22 protein-coding genes are annotated in these 24,590 nt (G+C 40.7%); 7 read left to right on the forward strand and 15 right to left on the reverse strand.

Features of this window, described 5'->3' with window-relative positions; translation table 11 throughout:
* Positions 1-73: 73 nt before the first annotated feature.
* Positions 74-271, reverse strand: a complete 198-nt coding sequence (locus tag VOI46_RS13540) for a hypothetical protein (protein WP_324738065.1) — start codon at positions 269-271, stop codon at positions 74-76.
* Between the two features lie 69 nt (positions 272-340).
* On the opposite strand from VOI46_RS13540, the gene VOI46_RS13545 reads away from it, so the two are divergent.
* Positions 341-1,477 (forward strand): ISAs1 family transposase, encoded by a 1,137-nt coding sequence (locus VOI46_RS13545; RefSeq protein WP_024602346.1) that lies wholly within the window; start codon positions 341-343, stop codon positions 1,475-1,477.
* On the opposite strand, the gene VOI46_RS13550 is transcribed toward VOI46_RS13545, so the two are convergent.
* Both VOI46_RS13550 and VOI46_RS13555 read right to left on the reverse strand, forming a co-directional pair.
* Positions 1,474-2,343, reverse strand: a complete 870-nt coding sequence (locus VOI46_RS13550; RefSeq protein ID WP_324738066.1) for a cytochrome C — start codon at positions 2,341-2,343, stop codon at positions 1,474-1,476. The two genes, VOI46_RS13545 and VOI46_RS13550, sit on opposite strands and share 4 nt — an antisense overlap.
* A gap of 27 nt (positions 2,344-2,370) precedes the next feature.
* Positions 2,371-2,541: a hypothetical protein gene (locus tag VOI46_RS13555; protein ID WP_232423996.1), complete on the reverse strand. Its 171-nt coding sequence runs from the start codon at positions 2,539-2,541 to the stop codon at positions 2,371-2,373.
* A gap of 448 nt (positions 2,542-2,989) precedes the next feature.
* Here VOI46_RS13555 and VOI46_RS13560 point away from each other — a divergent pair, with 448 nt between their 5' ends.
* Positions 2,990-3,298, forward strand: a complete 309-nt coding sequence (locus tag VOI46_RS13560) for a hypothetical protein (RefSeq protein ID WP_004587588.1) — start codon at positions 2,990-2,992, stop codon at positions 3,296-3,298.
* Positions 3,299-3,600: 302 nt separating this feature from the next.
* Here the strand turns inward: VOI46_RS13560 and VOI46_RS13565 are convergent, their stop codons facing one another.
* The 6 genes from VOI46_RS13565 to VOI46_RS13590 form a co-directional block, all read right to left on the reverse strand.
* Positions 3,601-6,063 (reverse strand): DEAD/DEAH box helicase family protein, encoded by a 2,463-nt coding sequence (locus tag VOI46_RS13565; RefSeq protein WP_324738067.1) that lies wholly within the window; start codon positions 6,061-6,063, stop codon positions 3,601-3,603.
* Positions 6,056-6,832 (reverse strand): hypothetical protein, encoded by a 777-nt coding sequence (locus VOI46_RS13570; protein WP_004587590.1) that lies wholly within the window; start codon positions 6,830-6,832, stop codon positions 6,056-6,058. Before VOI46_RS13570 ends, VOI46_RS13565 begins: the two co-directional genes overlap by 8 nt.
* A 335-nt stretch (positions 6,833-7,167) precedes the next feature.
* Positions 7,168-10,059 carry an aminomethyl-transferring glycine dehydrogenase gene (gene gcvP / locus VOI46_RS13575; RefSeq protein WP_324738068.1) on the reverse strand — a complete coding sequence of 964 codons (2,892 nt, stop codon included), beginning with the start codon at positions 10,057-10,059 and terminating at the stop codon, positions 7,168-7,170.
* A gap of 154 nt (positions 10,060-10,213) precedes the next feature.
* Positions 10,214-10,603: a glycine cleavage system protein GcvH gene (gcvH, locus tag VOI46_RS13580; RefSeq protein ID WP_004587592.1), complete on the reverse strand. Its 390-nt coding sequence runs from the start codon at positions 10,601-10,603 to the stop codon at positions 10,214-10,216.
* Positions 10,604-10,675: 72 nt separating this feature from the next.
* Positions 10,676-11,758 carry a glycine cleavage system aminomethyltransferase GcvT gene (gene gcvT / locus VOI46_RS13585; protein WP_289156407.1) on the reverse strand — a complete coding sequence of 361 codons (1,083 nt, stop codon included), beginning with the start codon at positions 11,756-11,758 and terminating at the stop codon, positions 10,676-10,678.
* Positions 11,759-11,856: 98 nt separating this feature from the next.
* Positions 11,857-12,456, reverse strand: a complete 600-nt coding sequence (locus VOI46_RS13590) for a hypothetical protein (RefSeq protein ID WP_004587594.1) — start codon at positions 12,454-12,456, stop codon at positions 11,857-11,859.
* A 126-nt stretch (positions 12,457-12,582) separates the two neighbouring features.
* Between VOI46_RS13590 and VOI46_RS13595 the strand changes: the two genes are divergently transcribed.
* Positions 12,583-13,431 (forward strand): LysR family transcriptional regulator, encoded by an 849-nt coding sequence (locus tag VOI46_RS13595; RefSeq protein WP_054982828.1) that lies wholly within the window; start codon positions 12,583-12,585, stop codon positions 13,429-13,431.
* A gap of 199 nt (positions 13,432-13,630) precedes the next feature.
* Here VOI46_RS13595 and rlmB read toward each other — a convergent pair whose 3' ends face one another.
* The 5 genes from rlmB to VOI46_RS13620 all read right to left on the reverse strand — a co-directional run bounded on the left by rlmB (position 13,631) and on the right by VOI46_RS13620 (position 18,906).
* Complete coding sequence (rlmB, locus tag VOI46_RS13600) at positions 13,631-14,374, reverse strand: 23S rRNA (guanosine(2251)-2'-O)-methyltransferase RlmB (protein ID WP_004587596.1); 744 nt, start codon at positions 14,372-14,374, stop codon at positions 13,631-13,633.
* Positions 14,371-16,878, reverse strand: coding sequence for a ribonuclease R (rnr, locus tag VOI46_RS13605; protein ID WP_004587597.1), 2,508 nt, complete (start codon positions 16,876-16,878; stop codon positions 14,371-14,373). The genes rlmB and rnr overlap by 4 nt, the downstream gene beginning before the upstream one ends.
* A 146-nt stretch (positions 16,879-17,024) precedes the next feature.
* Positions 17,025-17,639, reverse strand: a complete 615-nt coding sequence (locus tag VOI46_RS13610; protein WP_004587598.1) for a response regulator transcription factor — start codon at positions 17,637-17,639, stop codon at positions 17,025-17,027.
* A gap of 2 nt (positions 17,640-17,641) precedes the next feature.
* On the reverse strand, positions 17,642-18,739 hold the full coding sequence (locus tag VOI46_RS13615; protein WP_004587599.1) for a sensor histidine kinase: 1,098 nt from the start codon (positions 18,737-18,739) through the stop codon (positions 17,642-17,644).
* A complete protein-coding gene (locus VOI46_RS13620) occupies positions 18,736-18,906 on the reverse strand; it encodes a hypothetical protein (protein ID WP_004587600.1) in 171 nt (56 codons plus the stop codon). The genes VOI46_RS13615 and VOI46_RS13620 overlap by 4 nt, the downstream gene beginning before the upstream one ends.
* A gap of 158 nt (positions 18,907-19,064) precedes the next feature.
* Here VOI46_RS13620 and VOI46_RS13625 point away from each other — a divergent pair, with 158 nt between their 5' ends.
* The 4 genes from VOI46_RS13625 to queG all read left to right on the forward strand — a co-directional run bounded on the left by VOI46_RS13625 (position 19,065) and on the right by queG (position 23,411).
* Entirely contained in the window at positions 19,065-19,931 is an 867-nt protein-coding gene (locus tag VOI46_RS13625; protein ID WP_004587601.1) for a DMT family transporter, read from the forward strand.
* Complete coding sequence (locus tag VOI46_RS13630) at positions 19,928-20,629, forward strand: glycerophosphodiester phosphodiesterase family protein (RefSeq protein ID WP_004587602.1); 702 nt, start codon at positions 19,928-19,930, stop codon at positions 20,627-20,629. Before VOI46_RS13625 ends, VOI46_RS13630 begins: the two co-directional genes overlap by 4 nt.
* Positions 20,630-20,942: 313 nt before the next feature.
* Positions 20,943-22,160, forward strand: coding sequence for a methyl-accepting chemotaxis protein (locus VOI46_RS13635; protein WP_004589438.1), 1,218 nt, complete (start codon positions 20,943-20,945; stop codon positions 22,158-22,160).
* Positions 22,161-22,277: 117 nt separating this feature from the next.
* The gene (gene queG, locus VOI46_RS13640; protein ID WP_039972514.1) at positions 22,278-23,411 is read left to right on the forward strand and encodes a tRNA epoxyqueuosine(34) reductase QueG; all 1,134 of its coding nucleotides are present in this window, start codon (positions 22,278-22,280) and stop codon (positions 23,409-23,411) included.
* Between the two features lie 32 nt (positions 23,412-23,443).
* Here the strand turns inward: queG and VOI46_RS13645 are convergent, their stop codons facing one another.
* Positions 23,444-24,571 (reverse strand): response regulator, encoded by a 1,128-nt coding sequence (locus VOI46_RS13645; RefSeq protein ID WP_004589436.1) that lies wholly within the window; start codon positions 24,569-24,571, stop codon positions 23,444-23,446.
* Positions 24,572-24,590: the final 19 nt, after the last annotated feature.

A 24,590-nucleotide genomic window follows, 5' to 3' on the forward strand; every position in this document is an offset into this window, starting at 1 on the left:
TGTAAAAAACTCCTACCACATAAATAAATACACTAACGCTTAGCGCTTTTATATAACGCGTTAATAAACTCAATTACTTAGACCAAGTAATTTCGGCTAATTGATTAGTAGCCGTTTGATGAATAATTAAGCCGTTATTGCCCATACGCATGTGCCTGATTAAGCCAGAGTAAACCCCTTCTTTACTGGGAATTTGCCAGCTCTGCATAGTTTGAGTTTTTAAATCAAACCTAACCAGCGTTTCGGGGCGCTTAGCCCACGGCAAGATCATTATAAATTGAACTTATAGAATATGTAGTGATCAGATCAAGGCATAATAATCACCTTGGTCACGTAAAATATGAGCGCTACTTTTCTGAAACACTTTAATTCAATTACCGATCCTCGCATTGAACGCTGTAAAAAGCATGAGCTTATCGATATTCTCCTTTTAGCCATTAGTGCAGTAATCTCCGGTGCACAAGGATGGGAGGATATTGAAGACTTTGGGCATCTAAAACTTGATTGGTTAAAAAGATATGGCGCTTTCAACGCGGGTATTCCAAGACACGACACCATAGCCCGTGTCATTTGTCGGTTAAAATCAGATGAAATAGAGCATGCATTTCAATCTTGGATATCTTCACTTATTGAAACCACGGGTGCTGATATTATTGCTATGGATGGAAAAACTGCACGTCGTTCATTTACAACCAAAGATAGAAAAAGTGCTTTACATACCGTCAGTGCATGGAGCTGCCAACACCAGTTAGTTTTAGGGCAAACAGCCGTTGATAGCAAAACAAATGAAATCACAGCCATACCTGAGTTACTCACCATGCTAGATATTGAAAATAGCATCATTACACTTGATGCTATGGGCTGCCAGCAAGAAATAGCGAAACAAATAATTAAACAAAAAGCTGATTATATCCTAGCGCTCAAAGGTAACCATTCAGGTATGCAGAGTGAATTAGAAGCTTGGTGGCACAAGAGTGAGCGCGAAGGATTGACCAATAGCAACTATGATAAACATACCGAAATAAGCTCAGGGCATGGGCGCATTGAAACAAGGGTTTGTCAGCAATTGCTTATTGATAAAAGCTGGTTAGATAAAATCTACCAATGGTCTGGCTTAAAGAGTGTTATTCAAGTAACCGCTGAGGTTCACGATAAATCATCAGGTACAGACACGATAGAAACGCGTTGGTATATTAGTTCGTTAGCGTTAGGTGCGGAGCAAGCTCTTAATGCGGTACGAAGCCACTGGCAGGTTGAAAGTATGCATTGGATGTTGGATATGAACTTTAGGGAAGATGAATCAAGAATCCGTAAGAAGCAAGGACCCCTTGTTTTTAACGTAATGAGAAAAATAGCCATGGCGTTATTTAAACAAGATACAACTAAAACAGCCAGTATGGCGAGAAAAAAGAAAATGGCAGGGCTAGACGATGATTATCGCTCAACCCTGTTAGAATCTGGGATTAAAATGCGCTAGCCGTGGCGCTTAGCCGACTCATTAAACCAAATAGCATTATCGGCATATTCAATGGCATACGGGTGGCTGTTTTCGCCGCTGGGATTATCCCACTGCGTTATTTTACCGTTTTTGGGGTTATAGCGACCAAGTTTACCCATGCCAGAGTTTACATAAAACACCATATCATCAGGCGTAATAGCAAGGCGCCTAGTATGTGTTTTAGCACCTGGGAGTTTTATTTCGCTAAGCTCCATGGTGTTTTTATCAACTTTAACCAAACAGTTACTGCCATTACACGACACCCACGGCGTCCCGCTTGAATCAAGCTTTATACCATAAGGCCGCGAGCCTTTAGTGGGTAAAGTAGCCAGTTTAATATCACCGCTTTTAGGGTTTAGCCTGCCAATCATGTTGCTGTGCTGCAGGGTAAACCAAAATATACCCGCATCATCAAACACGCCAGTATGCGGGTCACGGGCGTTTTTATCAGGCATTTTATACACTTTAAATTTTTCGGTTTTTAAATCTAAATACCCAACCGTGCCATTTTTATTACCTAAAAACCAAGGGGTTTGGTTTTTATCAAGCGATACACTGTGCGCATACGTACCACTTGGCAAAGTGTACTCTTTCATTTCACCGGTTTCAGGGTTTAATCTACCTAAAATATTCCCCCACTGGCCAACCCACCAAATAAGCCCGTTTTCACCTTGCACAGGGTCACGAGCACGTTGCCCAAGCGTAGGCACTTGCCAGTATTTAAAGCTAAGTTTTAAATCGCCTTTAACCACCGTTGACTCACGCTTATTATTAACAGGGTAATGCTTGGCCAAATACGCGCTAATATCTTTACTAAGCGCAGTGCCCTCGCCTGTATCTACCATATAACTTATGAGTGTTTGCCAATCCGCTTAGCTATAACCCGCACTGCGCTCAAGGTTGTTTAAACTATGGCAACTAGCACAAAGCTGCTCAACTAATACCCCAGGCTCGTTACTCAATACAGGTAACGGCGCAGCTAAAGCCCCTAGCGCAGCCATTGCCGTAACATGTTTATTAAATAAAAATCGATTTTTACGCATAACGCCCTCCCTTTTTTAATATTAAAACATAGGGCGAAAGTGTTTACTATATGAGCACTTTTAGCTTTTAGCTTTTAGCTTTTAGCTTTTAGCTTTTAGCTTTTAGCTTTTAGCTTTTAGCAGAATAGTGTCGTTTTTATTTTCGGTGTGGAAATCGTTATTTTTTTGGGGGGTAATGGTAATTTAGGTACGTTTTCTTGCTTAAAAAACTAAAACAAACTCCCCCCTTCATATTAAACCAAATAGTTCGCGCTTTCGGCCAACGCACTAGCAAGCTAAGCGCCTACAATAAATAACATTGTATTTAACTTTAGCTGTGGCTATTACATTAGCTGGGTGTTGGGTTTCGCTTCGCTCAACCCAACCTACGGTTGTTGCATAGCTACAAGCTTGCGTATAATGCCCGCACTCTGGCTGTATCTATTAGCCGCTAATTTGGATTTAAATAATGAAAAAACTCTCTGCAGTGCAAGTAAAACAACAAGCACTTGTGCTTAATGTTGCCGATAAACTAGAAGCACAAGGGCGCGAAGAAATCCCTGGTATGTTGCAGTGCTGGTTTGATGTGGAATATCACTTATTTCCAAGTTCACTACTGCTTTGTTTTCAGTTCGAAAACGAACAAGCTTTAGCAGCCGCAGAGCCTGATTTATTAAAATGGCAAAAGCGTTTAAGCGCCGCAATGCTTAAAAAAGGCGTGATTTTAAAAGATATGCGTAAACATTTAGTGTTTACCTTAAAGGGGCCTGACGATTAAAGCAGGCCTATAATTAAGGGCTAGAGCAAAACATAGTCGCGCTATGGCGCTATGGGTTATAAAAATAAGTTTAAGCGCGTAAAAAAGGGCAATAACACTGCCCTTTTTAAATAGGGTTACTAGGGGCAGGTTTTGCATTTTTTAATCACAAAAGGAAAAAGAAAGACCTGACCCTGCTGATTCGTCATAGCCTTAGCCCATATCAGATTAACCTATTTAACTTGGTATCAAACAGGCTCACTCATTGAGAAAATACAAAGCCAGACTAATCTGGCTTTAGGTACATATAATAGTATTTACGACTAAGTTAATGGTAGGTATTTATTAATTTCAAACTGCGTTAAGTCATCTTGCCTACTTAAGTAGCTTATGAACTCTTCATTAGCTTTTACATGCCCAAAATCATCTACTTCAATGTTATCAAGTTGCTTATCAAACTCTAATTTTTGAATTAACGCGCCACTCAATCCTAATTTAGTCAAATCAGTATTTCTTTTCTTAGCTGTACCATATATAAACACGTTGTAATCATCCTCAGAAATTGCGTCAAACTCTTTTAAGAGAGAAACAAACTCGTTCAACTTATACGATACAAAATCACTTTCCATTTTTAATTTTACCAGTGCCAAGTTCACTAACTCTTTATGTGATTTGGAAGCCAAATCTATATATGTTGTAGCACCGAAGGGGGTGCCGTCTTTGGCTAACTCACCATAGGACTCACCAATATAAAATATGTTATTTTTAGTTTCTTCAGCATTACTGTAGAAATATTTAACAGTTGCGTTTATATGATTTTTTAAAGTTAAAGCATGAATATTTTTAACGAACATTCGATAATAATTGCGTGCTTTTACATTTTGAAGCCGTGCTAATACTTTATCTTTTAATGCTTCTTCAAGACCTTCAATAAAAACGGTGTAAACTTTCTCAATCGGATCTAAATCCATCCACTCTACATCTGCCTTGAAATGTAAGAGTCTGACATATAATTCATCCGTTAATGAGTCTGCATCGAAATATGTAAAATGAAGGCCAGCCTCAATGAATGAGGCTTTGAGTTTATCTAACTCACCTTCATGCTCAGAAATTAAAAAAGCTTCCCTTTCCCTGATTGCCATCACTGTATTTTTCTTATTGATGGCCTCTGTTCTCTTATCTAAATCTGTGGAATGCTCAATCGTTTCATCAAACTGTTCTATGTCAAATTCAAGTAAAGTGGGGTTTTTAATTACATCTTTAAAAGTATTCGACTTTAGCTGTTTAATCTTATTCAGCATATTACTTCGCTGACGGTTAAACTCTTCGGAATTAACAAAATGAATGGTTGGTTCGAGTTTGTTCAAATTAGAAGCTACTCCGTTAAAAATCTCATTCAACCGATTTACTCGCCCGATAAGGTTGATTAGCTTCTTAGTATCTAAGTCATACGTATTTAAAATATATAAATTATCAATGGGCAGATTAACTCCTTCCAAAATGACGGAGTTTGCTACCAAGTATTTCAATTCAGATATATGACGAAACTTGTATTCTAAATACTCTTTAATCAAATCTGGTAATTTGCCATGAATATATAATAAACCTTTCTTTACAAGTTCGACACAATAGAAATCTTCATGAACATTTCTGGCGATGACATCCGCAAGCTCAGTCAAAACTTCATTATCCGAGTTAGGAAGTTCTTGAGCTAACAGACCAGCAAAACTCTCAACTTTCCTAGGTGCTCTCAAATAAAGAAAGTTATTCTGTTTACTTTCAGAAAGTATGTATTGCATAAAATTAGTGTTATCACTAACTTCAAACTGCTTATCGAGAAACCTGTTATATATATAGCTTTGATTATTTAATTTGTATTCAAAAAGCTTGGCTTCTTTAATATTGAAGTGAATTTTTTTACCTTCAATATTCTGCTGCTCTTCAAATTTTAAGTTATTAATATCATTAATCAGCGGAGAAAAATAAAATATTCGGGACCTTGTTTCTCTTTTTCTATTTCTTCTAATTAAGCGACTTAGCAAGATGCTCCTGCTATCCTTTTCAAACAAATTGTGAGCTTCATCTATTAAAAGTGCGTCAAAAGCTAAGCTTGATTCACTCTTCATTAATCTCAAAGCTCTTTCTTGAGTGAATACAGCAATGAAGTTATTTTCACCATTATACATTTCATCATGGAAAATTACTTTTCTCTGCTTGAATGCATCATTAATCAAACGATAAGTTTGTGTCAAAAGTGACTTTGTAGGCACGATAATCGCTACTTTAGCTAGATTCAATTCATTAATTAAATCGACCATAAGTGAACTTTTACCAAACGATGTCGGTGCAACGTAACAACAATCTATTGCTTCAGTATGCAGAATATCAGTGCGATTTACTTGTTGATCTAGCGTTTCTGTTATTTCGTTGTACGAAAATCTTCCTAATTTTTTTTCAATGAAATGACCGTTTAACGTTGATGAATCAACCATTCCATAATTAATAAGGCTTTTTGTAATGGGATAAAAACCAAGGTTAGTTGCCATATCATACAAAGGTTCATAGTCCACCATTAGCAGGCTGTAACTTAAAATTAGATAATATCCAAATTCTAAATAAGATCCCCTTCGCTTATCTGACTGATATGTTTTAATAAAAAATATAGCAACGGCTAGACAATATATTGATTCATCATCGCTCAAATTAGTACCTAATGAGAGCTTTCTTATTATCTCAGTGAGCCTTTCATCATCCTTCAGCCAAGTGAGTGTTTGAATACTACTCATTACGTCCCTCCAAATAAGCTAAGAAAGCCGCAATAGTTTTATTTGTGATACATACTACTTTTAAGGTTTTGGCTTTTAACGCAAGAAAAAATACATCATCTTCGGCTAAAATTGATTCAGAAAAGTGTGCCGACCATTCATCGTCAAGAAAAAGACTAGAACATGGTATGACATTGAAATTTTCTATCTGTTGATAGATCCCTTGATCAAATAGATCAGACAATTCTTTCAAGTTATTTCGTATGCTTTTTTTTGTGTTTACATCAATATGACTCGCATGATTATATGCATTTCGCCACGGATTATTTTGACCTTTTGCACTTTTTTTACTTGCACCACCTATTGTTGATACTATGTCATTATAAGCTTCTTTAATCTTAGCTTTATGCGAAATGTTCCTAGTTGATTCAAAGCCAGATTTGCTTTCAACAATGAATTGAGTTTCACCTTGCGAAAAATAACCATCAAAACCTTTTTTGATTGATCGTTCTTCTAGATTGTAAAATAGAAACTCTTGCTTGTAGCCAAGCTCTCTTAAGAATAAGTGAATAAAAAACTCTGCAACAGCACCTATTTTTGTTGTGTCATCTTTATTGCTCAAAAAATCTAAAAACGTTAACTTCGCGGCATCAAGTGAAGTATCACTTTCTCCTTCACATATTTCCACTAGATTTCTATTTATTAGGCTAATTGTATCTAGACACAAAGTTGGCAAGTCATAAACATATAGTTCTAAATCAGGTGAGATATGTTTTACTTCTGGAATCATTAGAATATCCTTAAAAAACTCTTCCTTTTCGAAGTAACTACTTCGTTATTTCAGGTCATACAACCAATATCTGCGGAGTCACTTATAGCAGCATTGCTTTTTACTGATAAAAATATACCAATATTAATTTTTAATTAAACTTCAACAAAATAACACTTTTGATAAGCAAGTTGTAGACAAAAATTCATATTGCTTTTGGAAATACCTCCATAAAATTCGATTTTTAACGTCATAACTTAGTACTACATTATTAAAACAAAAAAGGTGAGCACTAGGCTCACCTTTTCAATTCATTATGAGTCACAGACTTTATTAAAGTACGACAAGTTCAAAAATTAATCGCGATAAGTCTCTACCGCTGGGCATGAACATACTAAGTTACGGTCGCCGTATACGTCATCTATTCGTGTAACGGTTGGCCAGAACTTGTCTTTTGCTACCGAAGGCACTGGGAATGCAGCGTAAAAACGGTCGTACGCGCGGTCCCATTCGTTACCAAGTACGTCAGCTTGTGTATGTGGTGCAAACACAAGTGGGTTGTTTTCAATTGACCATTCGCCAGAGATTACTTTGTCGATTTCGCCTTTGATTGACACCATAGCTTCGATAAAGCGGTCTATCTCGCCTTTTGACTCAGATTCAGTTGGCTCAATCATTAACGTGCCCGCTACTGGGAACGACATAGTGGGTGAATGGAAGCCGTAATCTTGCAAGCGCTTAGCGACGTCCATTTCAGTAATGCCTGATTGCTCTTTAAGTGGGCGTAGGTCAACAATACATTCGTGCGCAACGCGGTTGTTACGGCCACGGTATAAAATTGGGAAGTGCTGGCTTAACTCGTGCGTTAAGTAGTTAGCATTCACAATCGCCATTTCAGTGGCTTGTTTTAAGCCCTCTGAGCCCATCATGGTAATGTAAGCCCATGAAATAGGTAAAATAGCGGCTGAGCCGTAAGGCGCTGCTGATACTGCACCGTTGTTAATGTTTGTACCCGGTACGTTAATTACGCTGTGGTTTGGCATAAATGGCGCTAGGTGCGATTTAACACCAATTGGGCCTACACCTGGGCCACCGCCACCGTGCGGAATACAAAACGTTTTGTGCAAGTTTAAGTGCGATACGTCTGAGCCAATAAAGCCTGGGCTTGTTACGCCTACTTGCGCGTTCATGTTTGCGCCATCCATGTAAACTTGACCACCGTGCTCGTGCACAATGTCACAAATTTCACGAATGGTTTCTTCGTAAACGCCGTGTGTAGATGGGTATGTGATCATAATACACGATAAGTTTTCAGACACTTCTTCGGCTTTCGCTTTTAGGTCGGCCATGTCTACGTTACCGTTTTTATCGCAATCAACCACTACAATTTTCATGCTGGCCATTTGCGCAGATGCAGGGTTAGTACCGTGCGCTGAGCTTGGAATTAAACATACGTTACGGTGCGCATCGCCGCGTGACTCGTGGTATTTACGAATAGCAATTAAGCCTGCGTATTCACCTTGTGCGCCAGAGTTTGGCTGAAGTGAAACGGCATCGTACCCAGTAATGTTAACTAGCCAGTCGTGTAGCTCGTTAATCATTATTTGGTAACCTTCGGCCTGATCGAGCGGGCAGAATGGGTGCAAGTTTGCAAATTCAGGCCATGTAATTGGGATCATCTCAGCGGTCGCGTTTAGTTTCATGGTACATGAACCTAACGAGATCATTGAGTGGTTAAGCGCTAAATCTTTGTTTTCTAGGCGCTTAATGTAGCGAAGCATGTCTGTTTCGCTGTGGTAGCTATTAAAGTTTGAATGCGTTAATACTTCGTCATCACGTACTAAACTAGCTGGAATAGAGTCGCTACCGTTTGCTTCAATATCGGCTGCAATACTATCTACGCTTAGGCCATGCCCTTCACCTAGTACAATATCAAATAGCTCAGCTACATCGGCGCGTGTGGTGGTTTCTGAAACCGAAATAGAGTATTCACCATCGTGGTTTGTGGCAAAGTTAACGCCTTTGGCAAGTGCACGTGCTATTACGTCTTCTTTGCTGTCGCTTACTACTGTTAGCGTATCAAACCAGGTGCTGTGTTTAAGTGCGATACCTTTAGCTTTTAGGCCAGCAGCTAAAATATCAGCAAAGCGATGTATACGCTGCGCGATAGTTTTTAAGCCTTGTGGGCCATGGTACACCGCGTAAAACGCGGCCATGTTGGCAAGTAGTACCTGCGCTGTACAAATGTTTGAGTTGGCTTTGTCGCGGCGAATGTGTTGTTCGCGCGTTTGCATTGCCATACGTAGTGCGTCGTTACCTAAACGGTCTTTAGATACGCCAATAATACGCCCTGGTAATGAGCGTTTGTATGCGTCACGCGTTGCAAAAAATGCAGCGTGTGGTCCGCCGTAACCCATAGGTACACCAAAACGCTGAGCCGAACCAAGTACTACGTCGGCACCTAATTTACCCGGTGCTTTTAATAGTAATAAGCTCATAATGTCGGCAGCAACACAGGCAATGGCCTTTTTGCTTTGTACGCCAGCAATTAGGTCGGTTATATCGACTACTTCACCTGTTGTAGATGGGTATTGGAAAAGTGCGCCAAAAATGTCGTGGTTAACGGCATCTTCTGCTTTACCTACAATGATTTCAAAACCAAACTGCTCAGCACGGGTGCTTACTACGTCGATTGTTTGTGTGTGTACGTCGTCGGCAATAAAAAAGGCATTGGCTTTTTTAGCTTTAGATACGCGTTTTGCAAGGCCCATAGCCTCAGCAGCAGCGGTTGATTCATCAAGTAACGACGCACTTGCTAAATCTAGGCCTGTTAAATCTAGGGTCATAGTTTGAAAATTTAATAACGACTCTAAACGCCCTTGCGCAATTTCTGGCTGGTACGGCGTATACGCAGTATACCAACCTGGGTTTTCTAGTACGTTACGTAAAATTACGTGCGGTACGTGCGTTGGGTGGTAGCCTTGGCCAATGTACGATTTGAAAACTTTATTTTTGCTTGCTACCGATTTTAAGTAGCTTAGTGTTTCAACTTCAGTACGGCTTTCGCCAACTGTTAATGGCTGCGCTAAGCGAATGCTTGCAGGTACAGTTTGGTCGATCAGCTCTTGCACACTTGATACTTCTAAAGCACTTAGCATATCGCTTACTTGTGCTGGGCTTGGCCCAATGTGGCGGCGAATAAAATCTTGCTTTTGCTCTAACTGTTCAAGAGATTTGGCGTTTGACATGCGTCTAGATTCCTATGATCCTAAATACTAACGGGTAATTAGTATTGATTAAAATATGTGATGATTTAATAACGTACTGTGTATGGGAAGTAGGCCGTTAAATCATAAAAGCCCCAAAAACTGTGAATGGGGCTTTTGTCATCTACTTAGAGTATTACTCTTCGTCGATTGTGTTAGCGTAGTCTTCTGCGCTAAGTAGGTTTTCAAGCTCTGACTCGTCAGTTGCTTTAATGCGGAATAACCAGCCGTCACCGTATGGGTCGTTGTTAACCGTTTCTGGTGCGTCTTCTAGCTCTTCGTTAATCGCTACAATTTCGCCGCCAACTGGTGCGTAAATGTCTGATGCAGCTTTAACCGACTCTGCTACTGCACAGTCTTCGCCTGCATCTACTGCATCGCCTACTTCTGGTAGTTCTACAAATACCATGTCGCCAAGCAGCTCTTGCGCATGCTCAGAAATACCCACAGTAAATGTACCGTCACCTTCGTTGCGAACCCACTCGTGAGAAGAGGCGTATTTTAAATCGCTAGGGATATTGCTCATTATTTTGTTCCTTTGGTTTATATTGGGAGGATACCAATCACAATAATTATTGTGATTGGTATAACCAAATTTTTAAATGATTGATTTGCCGTTACGTACAAAGCTAGGCTTTACTACTTTAACGTTAACTAATTTTTTGCGCATTTCTACTTGGGCTGTATCCCCTGTTGAACGCGGTACACGTGCAAGGGCTACACTAAAACCAAGTGTTGGTGAGAAAGTACCTGAGGTAATTACCCCTTCACCACCTTCAACAATTACTTTTGAGCCGCTACGCAATACGCCTTTTTCTTCAAGCACTAAACCAACAAGTTTATGGGTGCTTTTTTCGGCGCTTTGCTTAACAAGTACGTCACGACCAATAAAGTCACGATCTTCTGGTTCCCATGCAATAGTCCATGCCATGTTAGCTGCAAGTGGCGATACGCTTTCGTCCATATCTAGGCCGTAAAGGTTCATACCTGCTTCTAAGCGTAGCGTGTCGCGTGCACCTAAACCGGCTGGCGCTACACCTGCATCTAGCAGTTGTTGCCATAAATCGGCTGCTTGCTCGTTCGGTACTACAATTTCGTAACCGTCTTCGCCAGTATAACCCGTTGTGGCAATAAATAAATCACCCACTTGTACACCAAAAAATGGCTTCATGCCTTCAACGGCTGCTTGTTGCTCAGCATTTAAAAGTGTGGCTGTTTTTGCTTTTGCGTTAGGGCCTTGTACTGCAATCATTGCAAACTCTGGGCGCTCAGTTACGGTTACTGTAAAGTCGGCAGATACTTTAGCTAAGTGAGCTAAATCTTTTTCGCGGGTGGCAGAATTTACCACTAAGCGATAAAACGTTTCGCTAAAGTAGTAAATAATTAAATCGTCGATTACGCCGCCTTGCTCGTTAAGCATGCCCGTGTAAAGCGCTTTACCAGGGACTGTTAATTTTGCTACGTCGTTTGCTACTAACTTACGTAAAAATGCTTTTGCTTGTTCGCCTTCAATATCAACAATGGTCATGTGTGATACGTCAAACATACCTGCATCGGTACGCACTGCATTGTGTTCTTCTATTTGTGAGCCGTAGTTGATTGGCATTTCCCAGCCATGAAAATCAACCATTTTTGCGCCTGCTTCAAGGTGCTTAGCATGTAGTACAGTTTTAGAAGTCATAACATTCCTTCACTTTTAAATTAACCCTGTGCGGGCGTGGCTTAAATAGATTTAATTAAACAGGCAAACACGGTTATGTTTACCGGTTATTTTATGTATTAGGCAGCTTCGTTTTGCATTAGGGCAAAACCTTGTGCTTGTAAGTGCTGTTGCCATTTTTGTAGTTCTTGTTGCTTGGCTACTAACACAAAGTGCTGTTCGTCGTTTTTATCTATGGCGGTAATAAATACTTCGCCGCTTTGCGCGCCATAGCATAGTTGTGGGTTTGATAAACGCAGCCCTGGCGTTAATTTAAACGCGCTAATTAAGGTATCAAATGCGTTTGCTCCACACAGCGCAAGAGTTGCAAGGTCGCTACGTAGTACATAATCAATATCAAAACGAAGTTGCTGCTCGTTTATCAGTGCTTGTAATTGCAAGCTTGCGCTGTGCGGTAATACAAATCTAAATGCGGTTTCGCTAAAGTAATAAACGGCAAAGCTGTAATCAGAATTTAAATCACCATCTAGCGTACCTTTTAGGCCTAAGCCGCTGGCTGTAAGCTTTGTGAGATCTAACCCTAAAATAGTGCTTAAAAATACACTGGTTTCACTGCCACTAAAATCCATTACAACGAGGTTGTTATTTGCTTGCACGGCATTGGTAACTGCACTTGCAGCATTGCTGTGGCGGGCAAACATTATTGGGTTAAAAGTCATAACAAACACCTGTGTATTTTTGATACCAAAAGTATATTGCGCCACTGTGACAACAACAAATTGTAATTATTTATCAATTGATAAATAATACTTATATATGTAGCTATATAAATTGTAATTTTAAATATGAAAAACATATCAACCGACAGTTTGCGTACCTTTGTAATGGTTGTTGAGGTAGGTGGATTTGCAAAAGCCGGCGACCTTCTGGGATTATCGCAGCCTGCGGTAAGCTTGCAAATTAAACGCCTTGAAGATTTACTCGGTTATAAATTATTTAAAAAGCAGGGCCAGCGCCAAGTGCTTAATCAGTACGGTGAGCTACTTTTGCCTATGGCAAAACAAATGATGCAGTATAACGATGCTATTTTGCAGCAGTTCACCTCAGAGAGCATAACCGGTAAAGTGCGCTTGGGTATTCCTAGCGAATTTGCAGCACGTATTTTGCCCTCTATTATTGGTGATTTTGTCTCGCTTTATCCTGAGGTATCGCTGGAGGTTAAATCGCGTTTAAGTAAACATTTGCTGTCGGCCTCAAGGCAAGATCAATTTGATCTTGTTTTAGCACTTAACGAGCGCCTTAATTCAGACAAGTTCCCTATTTTTATGCAAGACGAGCTAGTATGGGTGGGCGACCTAGCACAGGCAAAAAATGAGGTAGTAACCTTAGTCACCGCGCCCGAGGGCTGTATTTATAGGCGCCGCGCTACAGATGCACTTAAAAGTGCCAATATCAAATACCGTATTGTTTACAGTAATGCCGATTTAACCGGATTAATAGCCGCTATAAAAGAAGGCTTAGGTATTACTGTACTGGCTAAAAGTACGGTGCCAAGCGATCTTAATTTTCAGGCGCAAAGTAAATATTTACCAGCTCTTGGTAGCATAGGCATTAGCTTAATAAAAAGCGGCGGCGAGTCGGAGCATGCTGTAGATAAACTTGCTGAATTTATCGCATTACGTTTAGGCTATTAGTGCGCGTTAGCGATTTGCTTAACCTGTAAAATTACCAACTACGCTACATAAAAAACGCCGAGGTTAAAATAACCTCGGCGTTTTGTAAGCTAAACCTGGCGCTAACTAAAACCCTCATTTGAACGATTAAATAACGAGTTTTTGTCTATCGACACGCTTAGCTGCCTAATAATAAATATATTAATTAAGCAAATGGATATTAGTTATTTACGTTACGTTGGCGTAGCACTTCAAATAAACAAATACCGGTGGCTACCGATACATTTAAGCTAGAAACACTTCCTGCCATCGGAATTTTAACTAACACGTCGCAATGCTCACGCGTTAAACGGCGCATGCCCTCGCCCTCTGCTCCCATTACTATTGCCATTGGCCCAGTAAGGTTTGCATCAAACACGTGGGTGTCTGTTTCGCCAGCTGTGCCCACAACCCATACGCCTGCATCTTTAATTTCGCGAAGCGTACGCGCCAGGTTTGTTACCTGAATAAGCGGTACGGTTTCGGCTGCGCCACAGGCTACTTTACGTGCTGTGCCGTTAAGCTTGGCCGACTTATCTTTAGGTACAATTATAGCGTGTACACCTGCTGCATCTGCGCTACGTAGGCAGGCACCTAAATTATGCGGATCGGTTATGCCATCTAGTACTAATAAAAACGGCGTGTCTTCGCGAGCAATGATCTCATCTAAATCTTTTTCGTTGTAAACACGCGCAGCTTTTACATTGGCAATAATGCCTTGGTGCTGCTCATCGTTTGCTTTGTTATCTAGCGCTTTTCGCTGCATAAATTGTACAGAAATACCAAATTTACGTGCTTCATTAATAATCGGGGTTAAGCGCTTATCATCACGACCTTTTAGGGCATAAATTTCTAAAAAACGCTCTGGCTCTTTTGTTAAAATTGCTTCAACAGAGTGAAAGCCAAAAATTAATTCATTACTCACGTATTGTTTGCTCCTGGGCTATTACGTTTACGGGCATTTTTGCCTGGTCTTTTAGGCTTTTTAACTGCCTTTTTTTTCGGTTTTTTCTTAGCGGTGGTTTCAGCGGCTTTTTTACCGGCTGGTTTTGCGCCAGACTTACCCGCTGGTTTGCCTTTGCTTTTGCTTTTACTGGCTGGTTTTTTACCAGCTTTGGGTTTTTCATCGCCTGATGTGTTTTTTCCAGGGATTTTACCCGCTTTAAGCTGCGATCTTACACTTGCTGGTGCATGGCTTGATTTACCGCGCCCTGCTCCTTTAGCTGAGCCACGGCGACGCGCGTATCTATCTTGAGCTACATCACCACTGAGCGTTAAATTTATACGGCGCTCATCTAAACTTACCGAAGCAACTTGTACCGTTACTTTATCGCCAAGGCGGTAAACGGTATGTGTATGCTCGCCAATTAGGGTGTGTTTTGCACCATCATGATGGAAGTATTCATCACCTAAATTAGTAACATGGATCAGCCCATCAATTTGTAAGTCGTCTAGGCGTATAAATAAACCAAAGTTAGTAACGGATGAAATAACCCCATTAAACTCATCACCCACGTGGTCTTGCATAAACTCACATTTAAGCCAGTCGGCAACTTCACGCGTTGCGTCGTCTGCACGGCGCTCGGTGGTTGAACACTGCTCGCCTAGTTGGTCTACTTCATCATCGGTGTAAGCGTATGCGCCCGATGTTTGCTGACCTTGTGCTTTTATTACCGCTTTAATTGCACGGTGTACCACTAAGTCAGGGTAACGGCGAATCGGTGAGGTAAAGTGTGCGTACGCAGGCAGCGCTAAGCCAAAGTGGCCTATGTTGTCTGGCTGATAAACCGCTTGCTTCATTGAACGAAGTAGCATGGTTTGAATAAGCTCGGCCTCTGGGCGGTCGCCTAAACGGGCTAACACTTGGGTAATTTCTTTCGGTGTTGGCTCATCGCTTAATGTGCTTTGAATGCCAAGTTCACTTAAAAACTGAGTAAAGTTACCTAGTTTTTCTTGATCTGGCTCATCGTGCACACGGTAAAGCGCGCTGGCTTCGTGTTTTTCTAATAATTTAGCCGCCGATACGTTGGCTAAAATCATACATTCTTCAATCAGTTTGTGCGCGTCGTTACGAACAACCGGCACAATTGATTCTATTTTACGGTGTGCGTTAAATACAAAACGCGTCTCGAGCGTTTCAAACTCAATAGCACCACGGGTTTGGCGCGCCGATTTAAGCGCCATATACATTTGCTGTAAGTCAGTTAAATGTGGTACTACGGGTGCGTATTCTTCGCGTAGTTTTTCATCGCCTTGTAAAATGGCATTTACTTTGGTGTAGGTTAAACGCGCATGCGAGTTCATCACCGCTTCGTAAAACTTATAACCCGAAAGCTTACCTGCGTCTGATACAGTCATTTCGGCCACCATACAAAGGCGGTCTACTTTAGGGTTAAGCGAACATAAACCGTTCGACAACACTTTTGGCAGCATTGGAATTACTTGCTCAGGAAAATACACTGAGTTACCGCGAGCAATCGCTTCTTTATTTAGCGGCGTGTTCATACCTACATAATGCGATACATCGGCAATGGCTACCCATAAGCGCCAGCCGCCAGATTTTTTACGCTCACAATATACGGCATCATCAAAGTCGCGGGCGTCTTCACCATCTATGGTGACCAGTGGAAGGTCGCGTAAATCTACACGGCCTTGTTTGTCGGCTTCATCAACAAACTCACCTAAATGAGCTACTTGTTCTTCTACTTCTTCTGGCCAAACATGAGGAATATCGTGATTGCGCAGTGCCACTTCTATTTCCATACCTGGCGCTAAATGCTCGCCCAGTACGTCAATAATTTTACCTACCGCGTTCATGTTGCGGCTAGGATTTTGAGTGATTTGCACTTGCACCATTTGGTTATGGCGCGCGCCGTTTTCACTGCCTGGCAGAATAATAATATCTTGGGTAATACGTGGGTCTTCTGCTACAACAACTGCAATACCATGCTCAACAAAGTAACGCCCTACAATAGGTGCGCGCTCGTTGGTAAGTACTTTAATTATGCGGGCATCACATTTTGAGCCTGAGCCACGTTTTGTGCCTTTAGCAAGTACGATGTCGCCGTGCAGCACCATGTTCATTTGATGCTTGGCTATAAACCAATCTTTGCTCTCGCCTTCAACTTCTAAAAAGCCAAAACCGTCTCTGTGGCCAATTACTTTGCCTTTGGTTAAACCGGCTTCGTCAATTAGGGCGTAACATTTAAACTTATTAAAATACAATTGGCCATCGCGCTCCATGGCACGAAGGCGGCGCTTAAATGCAATTTGGCGTTCGGTATCGTTTACAGCTAATTCATCACAAAGTTGCGTGAAGTTAGCAGGTTTTGAACGCTCTTGAAGGTGAGTAAGTATAAACTCACGACTAGGGACTGGGTTTTCGTACTTTTCTTGTTCTCGGCTGAGATTTGGATCTTGGTTTGACATTCACTATCTTGTTAGTTGGTTATGTAGGTATTTTAACCCATATACGTAAAATGAGACAGGTAAAAGCGTATGAAACTTTTAATAAACCGCTTTAATAAGTAAAACATACGCTTAATGGCCTTAATCAGCACTTAATATAAGTGCGATTATAACCAGCCTTTTTGCTTTGCAATACGCGCTGCATCTACGCGGTTAGTGGCATTGAGTTTTGCGATAGCATCGGATAAATAATTACGTGTTGTGCCTTCGCTTATAAAAAGCTGTTTGGCTATGTCGCTTGTTTTTAAGCCATCGCTTGCAAGCTTAAGTGCTTTGCGCTCTTTATCGGTGAGCGGGTCGGCATCATCAAGCGCGTTAATGGCAAGCTCTGGGTCTATAACCTTTTGCCCTTGCATTACTTTTTTAAGTGCATTGATAAGCTCATCACTTGGCGCTTCTTTTAAAATGAAACCTTTAACGCCTAGGGCGAGCGAGCGCCTAATATAACCAGCTCGCGAAAACGTGGTCATAATAACCATTTTAATGGTTGGGAACGTGGCCGCTATTTGCTCACTTAGCTCTATACCGCTCATGTGTGGCATTTCAATATCGGTTAAAATTATGTCTGGCAATGCCTCATCGGCCAGTGCTTTTATTGCATTAAGTGCATCTTGGCCGTTACTGGCTTGGCCTATCACTTCAATATTAAAATCAAGGCTTAACAATGCCCCTACTGCGTCGCGCACGAGTGCTTGATCTTCCACTAAATATACTTTGATCATTGTTAATCCTTAGCTGAAATTGGCAGCATTACGTTTAAAGTAAACTTCTCACCACAGGTAAACGTGGCATGGCCATTAAGTTGCTCTGCGCGCTCTTTAATACCATTTAAACCGTTACCTGCGTTTAACGTGCTGCAAGGTGCGTTATCAACCACACTTATATGCAGCTGATGCTGTGTTTGCTCTATATTTATTTCGGCGTTTTTATTACTGCTATGGCGTAATAAATTAGTTACCGCTTCTTTAATTATAAGCCCTGCGATCCCTTCTACTTTAGGAGGCAAGGTATTTAATACAACATTAAAGTTAACGTTAAAGTCTTGCTCTATTAGCCTTTGTTTAAGCTGGGCTATTTGGCTTATTAAATTAAGTTGTTTTAAATCGCTTACGGCGTTTCTTACATCGCTAAGTAACTGCCTTGCTAGATCTGCTACTTGTGCTATTTCGTTATTGGCTTGTTCGTAGCGCTCTCCTTGATTTAGCTTATTAGCAAGCTCAGCTTTTAAAGCAATAGATGATAGTGAGTGGCCTAAAATGTCGTGTAGGTCGCGCGCTATTCGTTCGCGCTCAGCAATGGCGGCCAATTGCTCTAATTGGTTAGCGCTTTCTTGTTCGCGCTTTTTATGCAGGCGCTCTTTTTGGGTTGCAATGCCAAAAGCCAACAGCGCTCCTGAAATTAATAAAGTGCCGGCTAAAAAGTATTTTATGTTTGCTATATCTGCCAAATAGGCGCTTAACGCCACCGTAAATATAAGGCTAAAAACGGCATATAATCTGCTTTTTTTAGCGTATGACTCACCAGCTATAAACGCGATAAAACCAAATAATGTAGAGGTCCCGATGGTATAAAATGTGGCGCTAAAACACACCACTAACATAATAACAAACAGCGTTGTTATACGCTTTGTTTCACAGTGCATGGCTTTTATGTAAAGCAAAATAAATACAATATAAAACGCCACGCTCATTACAATGGTATTGACTGGCAAGTTAGATAGATTAAAAAGAGTCGGAAGCAAATAAAACCCAGTAAAAATTAAAGGTGCGTATTCCCAAAACTTTTTATTACTGGGCTTTGAAGGCGTATTTGTTGTACTCATGCCAGTACCCCTAGTTCATTGTTATTGCTTATAACATTATTTTTATTAATAAATATAAATAACACAAAAATACTAATGAGTATAAAGTAATCATTTATTGAAACACTAAAGCTAAGTGATTCTAAAAACTCGCTAATAGCGAGACTTATTAAAATTAACGTATTCATAGCCACCTCCCATTAAGATAAGTTAACTATGCCAAAGCCAAAAAATAATAAGAGTGTGAAATGTCATTAACTTTGCTGACATTTGTCATGTTTTAAAAATTTCATCCTGTGAGTTCGCACCCAGTGATAAGATAATAAAAAAAGGAGTTCTCATTTAAATGCAGCCACAACAGCAAAGCCTGATTTACTTACATATTGCCGTGTTACTTTTTGGGGGCACCGCCCTTTTTGCAAAGTTAATAGGGTTAAATGCAATTGATATTACGGTGTACCGTACCGCTATTGCTGGCATGGCGATTTTGGCTATGCTGTATTTTCAAAAAAAACAAATTAAGTTAAACAAACCAAAAGATTACCTCATTGCGTTATTTTTAGGTGTGGCGGTAGGCATGCATTGGGTTACTTACTTTGCAGGTATGCAAATGGCGGGCGTAACTGTGGGTATGCTGGCTTTTTTTAGCTACCCAGTAATGACGGTATTTTTAGAGCCCTTGTTTAATAAAAGCAGGCCCCAAGCAAAAGATATTATAAGCGCAGCTGTGGTTGTATTAGGTATATATTTACTCGTACCCAGCGCAAATTTAGGCGACGATGTAACCTTAGGGGTTATTATGGGTGTGGTTTCGGCTTTGTTTTTTTCGATTAGAAATATTACCCATAAGCGCTTTTTTAGCCAGTATGGCGGCCCACAAACCATGTTTTATCAAACCTTAGTGGCAAGTGTTATGCTTTGCGCATTTATTAAGGTCCCTGTATATGAGGTGAGTAACCACGACCTTATTTTAATTGCTGTGGCGGGTATTATTTTTACCGCTACACCGCACTCGCTGTTTGCAGCGAGTTTAAAGCACTTATCGGCAGCTACTGCAGGGCTAATTTCATGCTTGCAGCCGCTTTACGGCACTTTGTTGGCTATTGTTATTATTCATGAGCGGCCAACGCTACTAACACTTATTGGCGGTGCACTCATAGTCAGTGCAGCCTGTTTTGAAACATGGTCTATTACTCAAAAGGCTAGCAAATGAAAATATTTGCGCACCGCGGGGCAAGCGGCAATTACCCAGAAAACACTAAAAGCGCTATTTTAGAAGCGTTAAATGTAGGGGTAGATGGCATTGAAGTTGATATTCAAAGTGCGCTTGATGACTATATGCTTATACACGACTCGTGGCTAGATAGAACCACCAGCGGGCACGGTAAAGTAAGCGACTTTACGGCGCAGCAACTTAGTCTGTTGGATGCCGGTAACGGCGAGCAAATCCCCACTCTACAGCAATTACTTGATTGGAATAGCAATAAAACATTACTCAATATAGAGCTTAAACATACCTTTGAGCTTGAAAAGTTTGCCACTATTTTAAACAACAATATTGCTAAAGGCGTTATTACTAAAGGTAATATTTTAGTGTCGTCGTTTGATCACCATCAAATTCATTGGCTTAAAAATAGGTTACCGTGGTTACACATTGGCGCGTTAACCTCATCAATTCCGTTAAATTATGCACAGTTTGCTCAACAGTTAAATGCGTATAGTGTTCATGTAGACAAAAGCTTTGTAAATAAAGCTTTTGTAGATGATGCCACAGCACGAGGCCTGCAAGTTTACGCCTACACCGTAGATAGGCCAGAAGACATGGATTTTATGCTAAAAATTGGGGTGCATGGTATTTTTACTAATTACCCCGCTCGTTCTAAAAAATATTTAGCAAACATTATTACTTGAGTTAACGGTAACTTAGTCGATAATCTAGCTAGGGCGTGATGATCTTTGCGGATTGAAATTTGTTCAATCTAGGGGCGATTAAATCGCGGCGCGAGGCTTGTAACCTAGTGGGCTAAGTAAAAACCGAGTAACAAAGAGTTTATCGCCCTTAGGCAGAACCCAAAGGGCAGCGCATGTTTGGCATTTATGCAGCGTTATCGCCTATTTATGGGGAATAACCACACTTCATAGGCTCTGCCTTGCCTAAAAGCCAAACATACTGCTGCAAATTCAACCATCAAAGGTCAACACACCCTAGATGGGTAAGCAATAAATGAGTGGTGTAATGCAATTTTATAATTATATTGAGCGAACATTTTTTTATACGCTTACGCGTAAAATAGTGGGTAATTTAAGCTTTGTTTTTTTGTTTCAGGCCATTACCTTATTTTGGTTATATCAAAGCTTAAGCGAGCAGCACAGTACTAGCGCATTTTGGTTGTTAACCTTGGTTATTGTAGCGGGCTTTGCCTTTACTATTTTTTATATGCGCTATTTAATAGTGCGCCCTGTAAAAGCTATGTGCGACACTTTAGTAAACATAAACCAGCAAGAGGCTAATTTAGCCGCCAACTTACCGCAATTTTCTTTTGACGAATTTAAAGAACTAAGTACGCAATATAACTTATTTACTAATCACTTAAGTGATTTACTAAGTACAACTCACGCCAGCGCTAAAGCCAGCGAGCAAAGTAATGTTGATGTAAATACCGCTATGCAAAATACGCAGCAGTTAAGTGAGCAGCAAACTCAGCTAAGCCACAATATTATTAATGCGAGTAACCAAATAGTGCAAAGCTTAGAGGGCATAGTGAGCAATACCGACAGCGTGCATAGCGTTAACAGCGAGCACTTAGACTTTGTTAAGCTTTCGTCGCAAGAGCTTGCAAGCTTAGTCGATAAGGTGTCGCTTATTGGCACCTTGCTGCAAAGATTTTCTAAAACGGTGTCTGGCCTTAAAGAAAACAGCGAAAACATTCGCAGCATTTTAAAAATGGTTGAGGAGTTTTCGGATCAAACTAATTTACTGGCACTAAACGCTGCCATTGAAGCGGCACGCGCTGGCGAAGCTGGTAGAGGGTTTGCGGTTGTTGCTGATGAAGTACGTACATTATCGGTAAAAGTAAGTGGCGCAACCCGACAAATAAGCGACTTTATTAACCAAATGAATGAACTGGTTAACGAAACCAACCAAGAAAGTGAGCAGTTAATTAGCCACTCAAGTACCGCACAAAGCGCAATTAGTAATACCTCTGAAGGGTTTAAAACAATGCTAAGCGAGTTTGAACAAAACCAACAGCAGCTACAGCAAATAGCGGATGCGGTGCATACGCTAGAGCAAGCGCAGCAGCACACTCACCAATCGGTAGAGCAAATTGTTACCTTAGGCGAGCAAGCTAAAAGCGCTATTGATCATGCACTAAGTAATAGCCAGCAATCACATGCACTTAGCCAACAAACGCAACAGCAATTAAAGCGTTTTGTGCAATAAGCAACTACAAAACAAAAGCCGAGCGGTATATTGCCTTAATATTTTAACTAGCAACATTCAACAGCGCTTTATAAATATGGTAAATTACGCAGCTAATTATTTAAGTGTGTAATGTGTGTGAGTAACTCAACCCCTAACTATCAACAGCTAGCCAAAAATATTAAAGCCTGGGGCCAAGAACTCGGCTTTAGTGAGGTGGGTATTACCGATATAGACCTATCTAAACACGAAGCACAATTACAGCGCTGGTTAGATGCGGGCTACCATGGCTCTATGGATTATATGGCAGCCCACGGCATGAAACGCGCACGCCCTGCTGAACTAGTCCCTGGCACCCAGCGGGTTATTTCGGTAAAAATGAACTACCTGCCCCCTGATGCTAGTTTTGCCAAAACACTAAAAAACACCGAAAAAGCCTATATTAGCCGCTACGCATTAGGGCGTGACTATCACAAATTAATGCGCAACCGACTAAAAAAGCTGGGCCAAAAAATAGAGCAAGAAATTGGCGATTACGGTTTTAGGCCATTTGTAGACTCTGCGCCTGTGCTTGAGCGCCAGCTTGCTGAAAAAGCGGGATTAGGCTGGCGAGGTAAACACTCTTTATTAATAAACCAAGAAGCTGGGTCGTGGTTTTTTTTAGGTGAGCTTTTTGTTGATTTACCCCTGCCAATAGATAATGAAAACACGTTTGAAGGCTGCGGAAAATGCGTTGCTTGCATTACGCTTTGCCCAACAGGCGCAATTGTAGAGCCGTATGTGGTAGATGCACGCAAATGTATTTCGTACTTAACCATTGAGCACCAAGGGCCTATACCTGAGCAATACCGTGCATTCTTGGGGAACCGAGTTTATGGCTGCGACGATTGCCAATTGGTTTGCCCATGGAACCGTTATGGTCAAATTACCGATGAGCAAGACTTCCATCCCCGTACGCAATTAAAAAACAAAGACTTACTTGAGCTATTTACCTGGGACGAACCTACATTTTTAAAAAATACCGAAGGCAGCCCAATTCGCCGTATTGGACACGAACGTTGGTTGCGTAATTTAGCGGTGGGTTTAGGCAATGCCGATTTTAGCCCTAGCATTATTAACGCTTTAGAAAGCAAACATGAGTCTAGCTCACAGCTAGTAAAAGAGCATATAGAGTGGGCGCTTGAGCAACAAAATAATAAACAACGAGAACAACTTCGTAAAACACAGCGCCTAATTAGAATTGTCGAAAAAGGCTTACCTCGTGATGCGTAAATCTCTCAGGTGAGCCTTATTATGGGAGAGATTTATTTTTTAAGTAACAAAGATAAATCTTGTTCAATTTCAGTAAAGGCGGCTTTAACTTGTTTAACCGACTCTTCTCTGGCAATTGAATTTTGAATAGTTTCGTCCACTTTTTTATAAATAAACACCTCTTGGTCTTCATCTAACCCCATTGTGGGTATGCGCACTTCAAGGTCTTCTTGTAATTGCTTGAATACTTTTTCGTTACTTTCACGGTTTTCGTTTAGTAACCCAATCAAGCCATGAAACTTACTATGCACTGTGCTGGCTACATCATTTAGCTTTTGCTGCTGCGACTCAAGCATTTGCTTGGTCATAATTGCACGTAACTGCTGCTCAGTCACACTGACAATAAAGCAAACGTGGTCACGAATACGCCCGTGTTTATCTGGGTCGTGATCTGGCATATTCAGAATTAATAAGCTTATCATCTCGTAGTTAACTAATATTCGGTGAGAAAACTCATGTAAGCGACCTTTGTTTTTAAGCATATCAAACAGCTCAATTACAATAGGCGAACACACTCCGCTAAGGGCAAAGTGCTCTATTGTATCGCCATGTCTAAATTCAACATTACTTTGTAGGTCAAACGTTTGTAAGCAGTCTATTAAGGCTTTACCTAAATCTTGCGGATTATTAATAAAACCAATGTTTTCAATGTAATTAACTATTTGCCCCATTTCGCTACTGTTTGCCATAGCGTTAAATGCCGTAGATGTTGCATCTTCTACTTGTTTTTCAAGGCTTTGTTTTTCTATTAATACTTGGTTTAAGTTTTTAAGTTTTGATTTAAGCTCATCATGCCCAAACGGTTTTACAATGTAATCCTCAGCACCGACTGAGTAACCTTCCATACGCTCTTCAACCGTTCCTCTAGCGGAAACAAACATAACAATTATATGCGCGGTATTCGGGTTCGCCTTTAATGCTTTACACACTTCGTAGCCATTCATTTGCGGCATGCTTACATCAAGTAAAATAACTTGGGGCATGTAGCCTTCAACCATGGCTAAACACTCAGGGCCGCTTGTAGCAACTTGTAATTCGAAATCAAGCTCTTCTAAAATTTCTTCAATAATTTCAAGGTTGAAAGGTTCATCATCTACAGCAAGAATTTTAGTTAAGGCCATATTTTCATCATCCAATTAA

The organism is Pseudoalteromonas sp. CuT4-3 (assembly GCF_035666335.1).
Classification (GTDB): Bacteria; Pseudomonadota; Gammaproteobacteria; order Enterobacterales; family Alteromonadaceae; genus Pseudoalteromonas; species Pseudoalteromonas atlantica.